The organism is Haloferax sp. DFSO52, from assembly GCF_048158745.1.
Classification (GTDB): Archaea; Halobacteriota; Halobacteria; order Halobacteriales; family Haloferacaceae; genus Haloferax.
The window spans coordinates 267237-281624 of record NZ_JBLOPB010000001.1 but is presented as its reverse complement, the minus strand read 5'-3'; the positions used below and the strand labels follow the sequence as shown (position 1 = coordinate 281624).

14 protein-coding genes are annotated in these 14388 nt (G+C 61.7%); 8 read left to right on the top strand and 6 right to left on the bottom strand.

Annotated elements, in window-relative coordinates; translation table 11 throughout:
• Nucleotides 1–4 precede the first annotated feature (4 nt).
• Together ACK3SC_RS01470 and ACK3SC_RS01465 are read right to left on the bottom strand one after the other, a co-directional pair.
• Nucleotides 5–1129, bottom strand: a complete 1125-nt coding sequence (locus tag ACK3SC_RS01470; protein WP_416838350.1) for an ORC1-type DNA replication protein — start codon at nt 1127–1129, stop codon at nt 5–7.
• A gap of 83 nt (nt 1130–1212) precedes the next feature.
• Nucleotides 1213–1482: a hypothetical protein gene (locus ACK3SC_RS01465; RefSeq protein WP_416838349.1), complete on the bottom strand. Its 270-nt coding sequence runs from the start codon at nt 1480–1482 to the stop codon at nt 1213–1215.
• A 103-nt stretch (nt 1483–1585) separates the two neighbouring features.
• Between ACK3SC_RS01465 and ACK3SC_RS01460 the strand changes: the two genes are divergently transcribed.
• Complete coding sequence (locus ACK3SC_RS01460) at nt 1586–2140, top strand: GNAT family N-acetyltransferase (RefSeq protein ID WP_416838348.1); 555 nt, start codon at nt 1586–1588, stop codon at nt 2138–2140.
• Between the two features lie 487 nt (nt 2141–2627).
• Nucleotides 2628–3851 (top strand): hypothetical protein, encoded by a 1224-nt coding sequence (locus ACK3SC_RS01455; RefSeq protein WP_416838347.1) that lies wholly within the window; start codon nt 2628–2630, stop codon nt 3849–3851.
• A gap of 124 nt (nt 3852–3975) precedes the next feature.
• Here ACK3SC_RS01455 and ACK3SC_RS01450 read toward each other — a convergent pair whose 3' ends face one another.
• A complete protein-coding gene (locus ACK3SC_RS01450; protein ID WP_416838346.1) occupies nt 3976–5967 on the bottom strand; it encodes a MutS-related protein in 1992 nt (663 codons plus the stop codon).
• 132 nt (nt 5968–6099) lie between these two features.
• Here ACK3SC_RS01450 and larE point away from each other — a divergent pair, with 132 nt between their 5' ends.
• Nucleotides 6100–6978 (top strand): ATP-dependent sacrificial sulfur transferase LarE, encoded by an 879-nt coding sequence (larE, locus tag ACK3SC_RS01445; RefSeq protein ID WP_416838345.1) that lies wholly within the window; start codon nt 6100–6102, stop codon nt 6976–6978.
• A gap of 121 nt (nt 6979–7099) precedes the next feature.
• Here larE and ACK3SC_RS01440 read toward each other — a convergent pair whose 3' ends face one another.
• Complete coding sequence (locus ACK3SC_RS01440; RefSeq protein ID WP_416838344.1) at nt 7100–7738, bottom strand: histidine phosphatase family protein; 639 nt, start codon at nt 7736–7738, stop codon at nt 7100–7102.
• 87 nt (nt 7739–7825) lie between these two features.
• Between ACK3SC_RS01440 and ACK3SC_RS01435 the strand changes: the two genes are divergently transcribed.
• Nucleotides 7826–8299 carry an SRPBCC family protein gene (locus ACK3SC_RS01435; protein WP_416838343.1) on the top strand — a complete coding sequence of 158 codons (474 nt, stop codon included), beginning with the start codon at nt 7826–7828 and terminating at the stop codon, nt 8297–8299.
• A gap of 47 nt (nt 8300–8346) precedes the next feature.
• Here ACK3SC_RS01435 and ACK3SC_RS01430 read toward each other — a convergent pair whose 3' ends face one another.
• Nucleotides 8347–9867, bottom strand: a complete 1521-nt coding sequence (locus ACK3SC_RS01430; RefSeq protein ID WP_416838342.1) for a twin-arginine translocase subunit TatC — start codon at nt 9865–9867, stop codon at nt 8347–8349.
• 130 nt (nt 9868–9997) lie between these two features.
• Here ACK3SC_RS01430 and tatC point away from each other — a divergent pair, with 130 nt between their 5' ends.
• From tatC to ACK3SC_RS01410, 4 genes are all read left to right on the top strand, one after another.
• Nucleotides 9998–12154 carry a twin-arginine translocase subunit TatC gene (tatC, locus tag ACK3SC_RS01425; RefSeq protein ID WP_416838341.1) on the top strand — a complete coding sequence of 719 codons (2157 nt, stop codon included), beginning with the start codon at nt 9998–10000 and terminating at the stop codon, nt 12152–12154.
• Nucleotides 12155–12259: 105 nt separating this feature from the next.
• Complete coding sequence (locus ACK3SC_RS01420) at nt 12260–12436, top strand: ribbon-helix-helix domain-containing protein (RefSeq protein WP_411965075.1); 177 nt, start codon at nt 12260–12262, stop codon at nt 12434–12436.
• Nucleotides 12429–13148, top strand: a complete 720-nt coding sequence (locus tag ACK3SC_RS01415; protein WP_416838340.1) for a queuosine precursor transporter — start codon at nt 12429–12431, stop codon at nt 13146–13148. Before ACK3SC_RS01420 ends, ACK3SC_RS01415 begins: the two co-directional genes overlap by 8 nt.
• Nucleotides 13149–13220: 72 nt before the next feature.
• Nucleotides 13221–13397 carry a hypothetical protein gene (locus ACK3SC_RS01410; RefSeq protein ID WP_416838339.1) on the top strand — a complete coding sequence of 59 codons (177 nt, stop codon included), beginning with the start codon at nt 13221–13223 and terminating at the stop codon, nt 13395–13397.
• 131 nt (nt 13398–13528) lie between these two features.
• Here ACK3SC_RS01410 and ACK3SC_RS01405 read toward each other — a convergent pair whose 3' ends face one another.
• Nucleotides 13529–14302 carry a 23S rRNA (uridine(2552)-2'-O)-methyltransferase gene (locus ACK3SC_RS01405; protein WP_416838338.1) on the bottom strand — a complete coding sequence of 258 codons (774 nt, stop codon included), beginning with the start codon at nt 14300–14302 and terminating at the stop codon, nt 13529–13531.
• Nucleotides 14303–14388: the final 86 nt, after the last annotated feature.

The window sequence follows — 14388 nt, the reverse complement described above, 5'->3', positions numbered from 1 at the left end:
GCGCTCAGAGGCGGTCCAGGACGGCGTCTGCGTCGTACGCCAGCGAGATGGCGCGCGTTCGCCCACGACCTTCGATTTCGGTGTACTGCGCCTCGATGACGCCGAGTTGGTCGAGTTTGTTCACGAGTTCGGAGTAGCGCGTGTAGCCGAGTCCAGTCTCCTCGTTGAACGCCTCGAACACCGCGCCGGCGCGGTCGCCATCGAACTCGGCGACGACGCGGACGAGTTCGCGTTCTGGGTCCGACAGGCCGCGGAGACATCGCGAGAGGTGGACGTATTTCGACTTGTCGTAGGCCGCTTCGACGTCTTCCATATCGACGGTCCGCGACGCACGCATCTCTGCGTGGAGGCCGGCGCGTCGGAGCAGGTCGATTCCGACTCGCAGGTCGCCGCTCTCGGCGGTGAGTTCGGCCACTCGGTCGAGTTCGGGGTCGCCGATAACGTCCTCGTGGAATCCGCGTTTGGTTCGCCCACGCAGGATGTCGAAGATTTCGTTCACGTCGTAGCGGGGGAAGAACACCTCCTCGGGCCGGAAGACGCTCTGGACGCGCCCATCGAGTTCGTCGATAACGTCGAGTGAGAGGTCCGACGAGATGATGATGACGCCGATTCGCGCTCCGGTGTGTGCCTCGTGGGCGCGCAGGAGCGAATAGAGTGAGTCCGACGCTTCGTTCTCGTAGAACAGGTAGTTCACGTCGTCGAGCGCGACGACGAGCACTTCGTCGTCTTCGACGAGACGGTCGGTTATCTGGCCGAACAACTTCTTGAACGAGATACCCGACGACGGGGGTTCGTACTCGAAGATGTGTTCGAAGACGCGCGAGAACACCGCGTAGCGGGTCGAATCGACCTGACAGTTCACGCGGACTGTTCGAACGCCCGACTGCGTCCCCAGCTCGCCGAAGAGTTTCTGGACAGCAGTCGTCTTCCCGGTGCCGGGTGGACCACGAACCATGGTGTTCAGGGGCCGAGAGCCACGAACTGCCGGGCGAAGCGCGTACTTCAGACTCCGGAGTTGGCTCTCACGGTGGTCGAACGTCTCCGGGACGTGGTCAATCTCGAAGACGTGTTCGTCGCGGAACACCGTCTCGTCCCACGACAGCATCCCCTCTTCGGGGTCCTCCCTCATCGATTAGAGTACCACGCGCGGGGGACTTAATCGTTTACCGGCTCTCGTCGGACAGGATTTCCACGATGGAAGGGGGCGAGACGTCACCGACTGAGTCGATAAATCTGGTACGCTGTGATGAGCGCGACGAGGACAGCGACACCTCCAATGCCGAGGACGAACGGATTAGTCTCACCGGAGGCGAGTTCCCCCAGCGCGGGGAAGACGAACCCGAGGAGCGTGATTCCGAGGACGAAGACGAGAAACAGCAGATACACCGCCGTCCCCAACACGTCCCAGATGGCGTTCTTCGTGGCGTGATAGACGACGTCGTACTGTCGCCGTTCTTCGGCAGAGAGCGAGTCAGCGGGCATGGCCGAAGTTGTTGGTGAATCGTAATAAATGAAGACGCCAGCTGGTGGACACGTCCACAACCGCACAGAAGATATATAGCGAATTCCGCTGCCGTTCTATTTCATGCCTGGTGCAATCGTCGCGAGTGGCGAACGAGTGGCGCTCCGGACCTCCGAGACGGAAGACATCCCGTTCCTCCAGCGAGCGGGTGCGAACCCGGAGATTCGGATTCCACTCGGAGGACCATTGCTGAATCGAGAGCAGTACGAGATTTCGGACGACAGAACCGCGCCGGACCGCTTTCTCGTCTGTCTCGACGGCGACGGCGCGTCCCCCGGTCGGCCCAGTGAGGACGACGTGACACCGATTGGCCGGGTGAGCGTCGTCGACGCGCACTACAAACGTCCGGAACTGGGCTATTGGCTCGTTCCGGAATACCACGGCGAAGGCTACGGAAAAGAAGCAGTCGCACTCGTCATCGACTACGTCCTTCGAACTCACAACACCCCCGCTGTGGAAGCAGAAGCGTTCGACTTCAACGACGCCTCTCGCGGCCTCCTGGAATCGCTCGGGTTCACCGAAGAGGGTCGCAAACGCAAGTTCATGTTCGTCGATGGCGCGTACCGCGACATGATTCAGTACGGATTGCTGCGCGAGGAGTGGCACGAGAGCGTCTGAAATTCGAAGCCCGGCGGCATTCACCCCCGATAGTACCGACAATTCTGACTCTCAGACGAACGCTGAGTTCACCATTACCTGACAATCAACTGTTATTTGAGATTAATACGTCGCTCTGTCGCAGTACTTCCTCGTTAATTGGCCAGTTAGGTGAGTAACTATCCATCTATCGAGAGACATGTTCTGCATTACTGCATGCCGAGAGACACCTTCTGAAAGAGGCTAGACATCGCGTGCGGGAACACAGAGAAGAGCCAACGACGGGAGAACCGACACGGACGTCATCACCCGTGAAGTGTGAACGTCGTCAGGTCTGGACGAATCGCGTGGTCACTCGAACAATGATTGTCTACAGACACCCAGACGAGATATCGTCACAACTGCACTCCGTCGAACAGACAGGAATTCGGACGCAAACACACCGAAACACCAAACTGGGACACGGTTCTGACGCGTTCGATTCAGCACAGAACGAGTGGGGCCGCCTATGACCCTCGTCATCTCGATTGTGGTCGTCGTGACGCTCCTCGCACTGTCCGCGGTGCTGTATTCGAGTCGTGTCCAGAAATCGACGGCCTATCAGGCCACGGTCGTTCCCCTCGCGAACATCATGGACATCGGGTTCGTCGCGATGACGCCGATTATCGTGTACATCATCGGACTCGAATCGCCCCTCATCATGCTCGGGCTCTGTGCGCTCGGGTACACGATGGGGTGGGTCATGCGCTACAACATCCGAGCGTTCGAACCGATAGCCGGTGAGAAGGGCACGCTGCGCAACGTCTCGCGCGTCGCGCAGGCTTCGTTACTCGTTGCGTCGCTCGTGAACGTCGCCTACTACTTGCAACTCATGGGAGGAGTCATCGTCCTCCTCATCGCGGTTCCGCTGGGCGTCAACCTCGACCCCGGCGTCTCGCGAGGGTCAGGACTCGCAGTGCTCTCGTTAGTCGCCCTCGGCTTGATTGGGTTTTACAGAGGGCTCAGCCAACTCAACAAACTGGGCGAGAAGACGACTGCGTTCAACCTCGCGGCCATCACGGCAATCATCGTCGGATTCCTCGCGTACAACATCGACGCTGTGCTGGCAGGGGCCTGGGCACTCCCCAATTACGACCCACCAGTGGGCTCAGAAGAGCTCCGGAAGATTCTCGGTCTCTTCGCCATCGTCCAGGGGTTCGAAGCGTCTCGATACATCGGTTCGCAGTACAGCGCTGACCTCCGCATCAAGACGATGCGGCTGGCGCAAATCATCGCCACGGTCGCCTTCGTCCTCTTCCCATTCGCCGCCCTCCTCCTCTTTGCGGATTACCGCCCAGATTCGGCCGACCCAATCTCGGTCGTTCTCATCGCGACGGTGGCGAGCCCCGTCCTTCCGTGGCTCATCTTGTTCTTGGCGGTCGGGAGTCAGGCGTCGGCGGCAGTCAACGCAATCTCGTCACGTTCTGCGGTCATGCTCGAACTCACCGAAGGAGGCATAGAGCAGCGCTTCACCTATCCCATCCTCGCTATCGGAGCCATCGCTGTCGTTCTCGTCACCGACGTGCTCTCGGCCGTCGCGATCGCCTCGCGGGTGTTCGCGGCGTTCTTCGCCCTTCAGTGTATCATCGCGCTCGTCATGGCCTCGCGCAACAATCAGTGGACACGGTTCGTGGGTATCGGTTTGGTCGGTCTGGCGATGCTGACCGTCGCTCTCTTCGGGATACCGAGCTGAATCGGCGGACAAGATTTGAGTTGAACCGCGAGCGAGGCCGAAGGCCGAGGCTCGCGGCTTTTTTCCTCCAGGTTTTTACGGTGAGTGGGTCGCCTCCGGCGACCCCGAACCGTAAAAAAGTGGGTTAGAACTTCTCCAGCAACCGCCTGTAGAAACTCGTCTCGTTCTCGCCAGCGAGTTTCTCCACGATGAGTTCGGGCGTCGAACGCGCGAGGTGGTCTTTCACGGGCGAGCGGTTGACGACGAGTTCGCCGTCTTCGAGCCCCACTGCTTCGATACCGTCGACAGCCACGTCGACGCCCGCAGCCTCACGGATACCCCCTGCGAGGTGGGAGACGAACACGGCCGCTGCGCCCTGTTCTGCGAGTTCTTCGAGGATTCCGGCGATGATTTTGGCCGACGCGCCCGGTTCGGTGATGCTCTCTAACTCGTCGACGAGGACGAGGCGGTCTGCGGCCCCGTCGGTGAGTGCAGCGAAGTCGCGGAGTGTGCTCTCGAACGCGCCGGCGTCGAGCGTTCCCTGTGACTTGGCGTAGTAGTGGAGTTCGGAAAATCGCGAGAGGCGAACCGACTCGGCCGGAACAGGCAGCCCCATGTGTGCGAGGACGACGACGAGACCCACGAGGTCCAGCGTCGACGTCTTCCCACCGCTGTTGACACCCGAGAGGAGCGTGACGCCCGACACCTCGTAGTCGACGGGGTCCACGTCTTCGAAATCCACGTCGAGGAGTGGTGAACGGCCCGCCTCGATGGCGAACGACCCCTCGTTGTCGTGGCCGGCGTGTCCGGTGAACTCGGGGAAGACACAGTCGAAGTCGCGGGCGAATCGCGAGATTGCGAGGCGTACGTCCAGTTCGAGTGCGTCGCGGACGAGCGTCTCGACCGGGTCACGAAGTTCGCCGAGGTCGGACGCGAGGTCGGCTTTCAGTTTCGCCGCACGTCGGTCACGGGCGGCCTTCAGTTCGGTTCGTAAGCGACCGACTGCGTCTTCGTCGTGGGCGAGCGGGAACGACGGGTTATCGGGGAAGATGCGTTCTGTGAGGTCCGCTTCGCCCGGTTGGAGCGCCAGCGACTCGATGAAATGCTCGCGTGCGGCCGCGAGCGCCTCGTCGAACTCGTCTTCGAGTTCCCGTGAGAGCAACGAATCGACGCGGGCGCCCTGTTCGACAAGCGAGAGGAAGTCGGTGCCTTCGATGGTTACGTCGCGTTCTCGGATGACGTCTCGAAGGTGGTCGTTAGCGACCGATTCGGCCATCGAGACGGCCGTGTCGATGTCGTCGACGGCGGCCGAGAGACGGGTGAGTTCGTCGTCGCCGACGACGGTTCCGTCGTCGTCCAGTCGCGCGAGTGCGTCTCGAAGCGCAGTCACGTCGCAGGGTGGGTCGATGTCCGCAACCTCGTGGACGTCTGCGGCGGCCAACAGGGCCTCGCGGTTCTCGGCGAAGAACGACAGCAGTCGTTCGGGGACGACTTCCTCGGTCCGGTCTGCGGCGTCCGGGAGGACGCGCACGTCGCCGTCGACGTCGATCCCGGCGAACGACTCGTCGAGGACGACGACAGTCGAGTACGAGCGAGCGAGTTCGTCGATGCCGCGCGCGTCTTCGACGACTTCGATAGAGAGTTCGGGGAACGTCTCCTTCGCGGCAGCATAGCGTTCGGCATCCGTCGTGGCGATACACCGCTCGCGGACGCGGCGTGGTCGAGGGTCAGACAGCGGTTCGACACCGGAAAGCGCCGCGAGTACGTCTGGGTCTGGGTCGAGTTCCGTCGCGGCGGCGGCGAACTCGCGGACCTCCTCGATACGGGATGCAGACCCAGAGGGAAAGAGCGTCTCCATGCGCTTTTCGGCGTATGTAGTGACGGTCCGTGTCTGCAAGAGACCGAGCGCGTCGCGATAAATCTCCGAGGCGCGGTCCGTGGCGAGGAATCCGCCGCCATCGTCGTGGTCACGTCGAATCGCCCCGCGAGCGATGGCCGCCGCTCTGCCTTCGGTGAGACCCGGCGCTCGTGCGAGTGCTGCCACGTCCCCGTCTCTGAGCGCTCGTTCGGCGTCGTCGAGTTCTGCGAGTGCTGCCGCCGTCTTCTCGCCGACACCGGGGATGGTCTCGAAATCCATTCGGGCGCACATATCGCGGCATAGGACAAAAAGTCGCGGGTGCGACCCCCCTGCCGACACGCATATTTCGACAGTTGCGGTCGTTCGCGCCGAGGGCGAGGGGCTTTTGACCATCCACCGGGAAGGGAGGCCATGAGCGAGCGAGACGCTGCGGCGAAGGCACAGGCGGCACGCGAGGCACTCGCAACACGTGAGAGCGCCCTCGTCGCCTTCTCCGGCGGCGTAGACTCCAGTGTGGTCGCCGCACTCGCCTACGACGCCCTCGGGGACGATGCGGTCGCCTGCACGGCAAAGAGCGAGACGCTCCCCGAAGCCGAGTTGGCCGACGCAAAACGGGTCGCCGAAGAAATCGGAATCCCGCACATCGTCGTCGAGTTCTCGGAACTCGACAACCCGGACTTCGTGGTGAACGACGGCGACCGTTGTTACCACTGTCGGACGATGCGACTCGGACGGATGTACGACGCTGCCCGAGAGCGCGGAATCGAGACGGTCTGTGACGGGACGAACGCGTCTGACCCCGGCGAAGGCCACCGTCCCGGCCTCCGCGCAGTCGAAGAGCTATCGGTTATCTCACCGCTTCTCGCACACGACATCAAAAAAGGCGAGGTTCGCGAAATCGCGGACGAGTACGGCCTCTCGGTCGCCGACAAACCGTCGATGGCATGTCTCTCGTCGCGTATTCCGACGGGCCTCGAAGTCACGGAAGAACGACTCTCTCGCGTCGAACAGGCAGAGAGCATCCTCCGAACGTGGGGCTTCGAACAGTTCCGCGTCCGCGACCACGACGGCCTCGCTCGCATCGAAATCGCTCCCGACGAGTTAGATCGCGCGCTCGACCCTGATTTCGTCCGTGCCGCCCGCGACCATCTGAAAGACGTCGGATTCGACCACGTCACGCTCGACTTACACGGCTACCGAACCGGGAGCGTCAGTCCCGCCAGCGAAGACGACGAAGACGACTTGCTCGTCGAGGACGTGTTCGCACAGGACTATCCGATGCGGGAATAACGATGCGGGAATAGGCGTCGGCGACGCCGCTCGCAAGTGACTGGCCGCAGTTCTCAGGAGACGGTACAATCGCTCCCAGTACACCCCAAAAGCGAATCGCTAGACGAATCGCTCGCCAGGCCTACACCGTGAGGAAATCCGTCACGTTCTCTGCGACGATGTGAACGGTGGGTTCGTCGCCGTCGTCACTCATCTCGACGGTGAGCTCGCAGATTCCCCCGTATTCGAGGGGCTGTGAGAGCATCGTCTCGACGATGTCGAGACCTTTCAACTCACCGAGGATGAGTCGAATCGGCGTCCCGTGGGTGATTACCAGGACGGTTTCGTCGGGGCCCATCGACGCCACGAGACCCTCTTCTGCGGTGAGGACGCGTCGCCGGACTTCGACGAGGCTCTCACCGCTCGGTGGTCGTTCGCGTGCCGCCGGGGTGCCAACTGCCGAGAGGAAGTACTGCGGGTACTGCTGCGAGAGGTTCTCGAATTTGAACCCCTGAAGTGACCCGACGTCGCGCTCGCGCCACGAGGAGTCGAGGACCGGTTCGAGGCCGAGTTCGCGCGCGATCGGGCGGGCCGTCTCTTGAGCGCGTTCGATATCCGATGTGACGATGCGGTCGACATCGTACGATTGTTCGACGTGACGTGCGAGCGCAGTCGCTTGTTTTCGGCCACGGTCATCGAGCGAGACAGGTGCCCAGCCCTGTACACGCCCTTCGTGGCTCCACGTCGTCTCGCCATGACGGGCGAGAAGGAGGGTTGCCATACGCTAGCTTTCTTCCCATCGGCAATGAACGTTCCGCGAGCGGCAGTACACGCGAGATTCACGGTCCTCGGCCGCGAAAGAGTAGATATGACGCATGAGCTGACGACGAGTATCGAGATCGATGCACCACCAGAGCAGGTGTGGGCAGTGCTCATCGATTTCGACCACTACGACGAGTGGAACCCCTTCATGCGAATCGTCGGGCGAGCGAACGAAGGCGCGACGCTCGTCGTCCGCCTCATGCCGCCCGGTGGTGGTGAGTCGGCGTTCGAACCGGACGTGACGCGCTCCGAGAAGAACCGTGAATTTGGGTGGCTCGGCCACCTCGTCGTTCCGGGGCTATTCGACGGCGAACACCGATTCCGCCTCGAACCGCTCGACGACGGCGAACGAACCCGATTCGAACATTCGGAGACGTTTTCGGGAATTCTCGCCGGAATCACTCTTCGGTTCATCCGAGAGAAGACCGAAGCAGGGTTCGAGGCGATGAACGAAGCGCTGAAAGTTCGCGTCGAGAGCATCGCCGCTGACGAAAAACGAGAGTCCGTGGAGTCGGTGTAATCAGTCATCGACTCGCGCCGTCCTGAAAGGGGGGCAGTAAACCCTGCTCAGTTCCCAGTCCACCGCAACACGGCGAGCGTTCCCTCGAAGAGGGTAATCATCGTCGCGCCGATGATGATTGGTGCCATCCCCGTCGGGTCGGGGCTGACGAGGAACGCGAGGCCGAGGAACGCGCCCCAAAAGAGCAGACGGCGGTCTTCGAGCCAGACTCGCGTGACCAGGTTCATCATGATGGCCAACTCCACGAACAGTGGAATCTGGAAGACGATGGCCATGTAGCCCATCAGGATGAGGATGAGGTTGAACGTCTCTTTGAGGCCGAACGCGATGACTGCCGTGCCCTCGGTGTAGGACGTGAAGTACGCGAAGATGGCCGGTAGCACCACGAAGTGCGCGAAGACGACACCGATGAGCGCGAGAATCAGACTCGTGGGGACTGCCGCGAGGTAGTACTTGCGCTCTTTAGGGTAGAGGCCGGGTCGCATGAACAGATACGTCTCGTAGACGAACACGGGGAGACCGATGACTGTTCCAGCGAGGCCGGCGACTTTGAGTTTCGTCAAGATGAGTTCGAGCGGGCCGTAGAGACGCGGGCGACGGTCCGCCATCGAGTCGGCCGCGGGGATGTGCGTGTTCCAGAGGAAGTTGATGACGTCGGTTGCACTCGGCAGTCCGGTGTCCACGTAGGCGTTGAGGATGTCGGCACCGGGGAAGAGGATGAGCGTAACCAGCCCTGCGACACCGAGGACGACTGCCAGCCGACGAATCATCTCCTCGATGTGGTCGGTCAGCGGCATCTCCCTGTCACTCTCGGGCGCGCCGCCGAGGAGACCATCCCCGACATCGTCGTCTACGTCAGAGCGCGGGTCGTACGGCTCTGGCGGGCCGTCCAAGGCGTCGGCGTCGTCGTCTGTGTCAGCGTCGTCATCAGTGTCAGCGTCGTCATCAGTGTCAGCGTCGTCGCTGCTGTCCTCGGATTCGTCGTCCACACCGTCGGCGTCGTCGAGTTCGTTATCCTCATCCTCGTCGTCGTCACCCTCGTCGGCTTCATCCGAGTCAGCGTCTTCTGCGCCGTCGTCTGAATCGTCGTCGAGTTCAGAATCGACTGGGAAGAGGCCGTCGCCCGCTTCTCCAACCACGAGCGTGCCGTCTTCGTCTTCTGCGTCTGCGTCTGTGTCTTCTGCGTCTGCGTCTGTGTCTTCTGCGTCCTCGGTGTCGTCACCGGCGTCACCGGCGTCGGTGTCGTCCGAAGACTCCGCGTCGGCAGCAGAATCCGAATCGTCGCCGCTCGATTCGTCGTCTTCGGGCGCATCGTCGGTGTCTTCGCTCTCTTGGGAGTCGTCGGATTCGACAGACTCGGCGCTGTCCGTCTCTTCGCGCGGCGTCACGCGACCGTAGACGGGTTCGACGTCTTTCGACGGTGTCTCGTCACCATCGTCGGATGCGTCCGTTTGGTCGCCGTCGTCGGATTTGTCACCGCGCGAGACCGAGTCGTCGTCAGCCACGTCTGTCGAGACGGTCGTCTCTTCGTCAGTAGATGACTCCGCGTCGCGCTCCTCGTCCGCCATTCAGGTGTCCTACGCTTCCGGCCAGTTATAGGTCTTTTCGCATCGCCTCACGAACACCCCACACCCTCCCCGAAAATACGGATGCGGTGAAAAAGATTGATAACCGCCAGACTGCTTTCCCAGCATACGTATGTCCAGCGCCCTCGACGAGGACACTCAACAGACACTCGCCGCCGGTCGTGAAACCGCCGGTGCGATGCTCCGAGCGGCGCAAAAAGACCTCCAGAAGGTTTTCATCGTCTTCCTCATCGGATTCCTCGGAACGTTCTACGCCCTCAGACTCTACATCTGGGACTTCTTCAAAGGCGTGACGGTGGCACAGATGAGCGCCTCCGTCCAGGGGAACCTCGAAATTATCGCACAGACGCCGTTCGACGTCATCCTCTTGCAAGCGAAAATCGGGTTGGTCGTCGGTATCATCATGGCTCTCCCGCCGTTCATCTACTTCTCGAGAGACGCGCTGAAAGACCGGAACGCGTGGCCGCAGTCACCGGTCGCCCCGTGGAAACTCGCCATCATCGGGCTCACGATGCTCGTGCTGTTCGCGCTCGGCGTCGCCTACGGCTACTTCGTCTTCTTCCCCTTTACCTTCGCGTTCCTCGCACAGAACGCCCTGTCCGCAGGCTTCACGCCGACGTACTCCATCGTGAAGTGGGCACAGTTCATCTTCCTGCTCACGCTCTCGTTCGGTCTCGCGAGTCAACTTCCACTGGCGATGACCGGCCTGTCGTACGCCGAAATCGTCCCGTACGAGACGTTCCGCGACAAGTGGCGGCACGCCGTCGTCGGTATCTTCGCCTTCGGCGCGCTGTTCACCCCGCCGGACCCGTTCACGCAGATTATGTGGGCAGTGCCCGTCATCTCGCTCTACGCGTTCAGTCTCTATCTCGCGAGAGTCGTCGTCACGGCCAAGCGGGGCAGTGCCAAGATGGACATCAAGTCCACCGCGGCGGCGCACTGGAACCTCCTCGCCGGAATCGGCGTCGTCACCGGACTACTCGTCTACGCATTCTACGAGTACGGCGGTATCGGAGTCGCGAACGCCGGCCTCGACGTTATCGGCAGCGACTACGTGTTCCTCACCCCGGGGTCGCAAGCGGTCCTCGGCGGACTGGTCGTCGCGGGCGGTGTCGTCGGCCTCCTCTTCGGCGTCGCGTACTTCGTCTACCGCGACATCCAACGTCTCGAGCGCACGGAAATCGGCGTCGGTGACCCCTCGAAACTCGACCTCGGCGCACTCGACGCGGACGGCATCCGCGCCGCGCCGCCCGAAGCGTTCGCCGACCTCGACGAAGACCAGGCGATGGGCCTCGCGTCCGCCGCCATCGACGACGGCGACACCGAAAAGGCACAGGCAATCCTCGACCGGTTCGACGAATCGGAGGCCGAGCGAGAAGCGGCAGCAGCGGACGCGGCCGACGAACCGTCCGGACTGGAAGACAGAACGACCCGCGCCGGCGGCGCGTTCTTCGACGAACTCACGGGTGGTGAGACGGGCGAAGACGACATCGGCGGCTACTACAAAGACGTCGCGTTCATCGTGGACTCGCTCACCTCGCGGGCGTTCTGGGTCGTCGGCTGGTTCATGCTCGTCCTCGCCGGGACGTTCGGCTGGCTCTACACCGGCGGTATCCGCGACGTCTATCAGGACTTCCTGCGCCGTCTCCCCGACGTGGTGACGCCCGAAGAAGTGCTGAACGTCGTCGCCCTCCACCCGATGGAGGCGCTCATCTTCGAGGTGAAGTTCTCGACTATCATCGCCGCACTCGCGACGATTCCACTCCTCGCGTTCTTCGCGTGGCCCGCGCTCCGTGAGCGGCGCATCGTCCGACAGCGTCGTCGGACCGTCTTCGTGTGGACTGGTGCGCTCACCGCTGGACTCCTCGGTGGGTTCGCACTCGGGTACAGTTACGTCGCGCCCGCCGTCATCACGTTCCTCGTCGAGGACGCCATCGCAGCGGAGATGATTATCGCCTACCGCATCACCAACTTCTTCTGGCTCATCTTCTTCACGACGGCCGGAATCGGACTCCTCGCAGACGTGCCCATCTTGATGGTGCTTCTCAACACGGCCGGCATCACCTACAACACGATGCGAGACCGCTGGCGCGAGGTGACGGTGCTCATCCTCTCGCTCTCGGCCATCTTCACCCCGGCGAGCATCACGACGATGTTCATGGTGACGATTCCACTGATGGCCGCCTACGGAATCGGACTCGGGATTCTGTTCGTGGTGACGTTCGGTGGTCGCCGGAACCTCGCTCCCGCCCGCGGAACCGCCGAATAATCACCGAATCGCTCCCGGGTAACCGCAGATTTTCGGGGCGACACGAAGCTATCGGTTCAACTGACTGTTGAAAAGGCGTAAGTATTCTCGTGATAATCGCCGAGTATGGCCAAAATTAGCGTTGAGATTCCCGACGAACTGCTCGCTGATTTAGACGAGCACGTCGGCGACGACAAGAAATTCGTGAACCGAAGCGACGCTGTCCGATCGTCCATTCGTAAGACGCTCGACATCCTCGACGAAATCGACAAACGACACAACCGACTGGAAGACGATGAGTAAGGGGCACTCGAACGTCGGCCAAATCGCCCTCGTCGGGTTGTTCGTCACGGCACTGACGACGGCGCAGTTGACCGCCTCCAAACTGCTGGCGATTCCACTTCCGTCTGCCATCGGTGAACTCCCAGTCGTCGGCGCGACGATTATTCTGCCGGGCGCAGCACTGGCGTACGCACTCACCTTCTTCGCGTCAGACTGCTACTCCGAACTGTACGGCCGACGGCCGGCGCAGGTGATGGTCAACGTCGGGTTCGCGATGAACTTCGTCCTCCTCGGGTTGGTGTGGAGTACAATCGTCGCACCCGCCGCAGACCCCGAATTTGCCGCCGAGTTCTCCAACGTCCTCGCGTCGGGGACGAACATCGTTGCCGGCAGTCTGCTCGCGTATCTCGTGAGTCAAAACTGGGACGTCATCGTCTTCCACAGCATCCGCGAGATGACAGACGGTGCGTTCCTCTGGCTTCGAAACATCGTCTCGACGGCGACGAGTCAGGCCATCGACACGGTCATCTTCGTCGGCGTCGCGTTCTACGTCGCACCGACGGTTCTCGGCATCGGCCAGGCACTCCCACAGAACGTGCTCATCGGACTCATCGTCGGACAGTACCTGCTGAAACTCCTCATCGCGCTCGTCGACACGCCGTTCGTCTACCTCGTCGTCTCGCTCCTCGGTGACGAGTCCACCTCGGCCGACGACGGGTGGGTCGCTGACTGAGCGGTCGTGCGCCCGACCTGAGCGACAGATTCGACGCTCGGCTTATCTCTTTTGGTAGCATACCACATGCTGATGGTCGATGAGCACCGCGTCCGTCTCACCGAGCAGGATGCGATGGAGATGGGAATTCGGTGTCCGAACTGTGCGACATACACGTCGTTCGGTGATATTCTCGCGACAGGGCACTGTCGTGGTGGATGGAAAGGATGTCACACCGAACTACGGCTCGACCTCGTGATAGACGACTGAGCGAGAGTCGAGAGTGGACACCACCTGTTGGGAATCGTGAGCGGTGCGACCGGACGAATCAGCGAGTTTCAGGAAAACCGCGGCGTGAGAACCAGACTGGACGCGACGTGAGAGAACAGAAAAAGGCGCGCTCAGTCGTCGAGCGGTTCGGCGAACGCGAACCGGGGTTTCACGTCGGTGATTCGGACGCGGGGTGTGTCACCTTCTTCGACATCTGAGACGAAGATTGTGAAGTCCTCCACTTTCGCGATACCGTCACCTTCGCTCCCCACGTCGACGATTTCGACCTCGAGTTCGTCGCCCTTGCGAACCGGGGCAGTGAGGAAGTGCTTGCCGATGAGATACTGTTCGGACGAACTGTCACGGGAGGCCTGTGGGCGAATCGACCGGACGTACTGGAACTCTGTTTCCATGTCGGCGCGGAAGTCCGCGAGGTCCTGTCCGTCGAACACCTTCACGGCGAAGTCGCCGCCGGTCGCGAGGAGTTCCTGTGCGACTTCGAACGCCTGCCGAGCGAGGTAGACCGAACGTGCGTGGTCCAGCGAGTACTCGCCGGTCATGTTCGGTGCCATGTCCGACACGACGACGTCGGCACCGCGTTCGCCGATAATCGACGTGAGTTTTTCTTTCGTCTCGTCTTCGGTCATGTCGCCGCGGATGGTCTCGACGTTGTGGAGGTCGAGGCCGCGGATTCGCTGGAGGTCGACACCGACGACTTTGCCGTTGGCTTTGACCCGCTCGGAAGCGACCTGGAGCCACCCGCCGGGGGCGGCACCGAGGTCGACGACCGTGTTGCCGGGACCGAACAACCCGACTTCCTCGTCGAGTTGTTTCAGCTTGTAGGCCGAGCGAGCGCGATAGCCCTCCTGTTTGGCCTTGTTGTAGTAGTGGTCTTTGCGCGCCATGGTTCGTTGTGGGTCAGTAGCGTATCAGACCGTATACCGCCTTCGGCTTTGGTTTCAGGCCGTGTGAACCTCAGACACGAGTCACC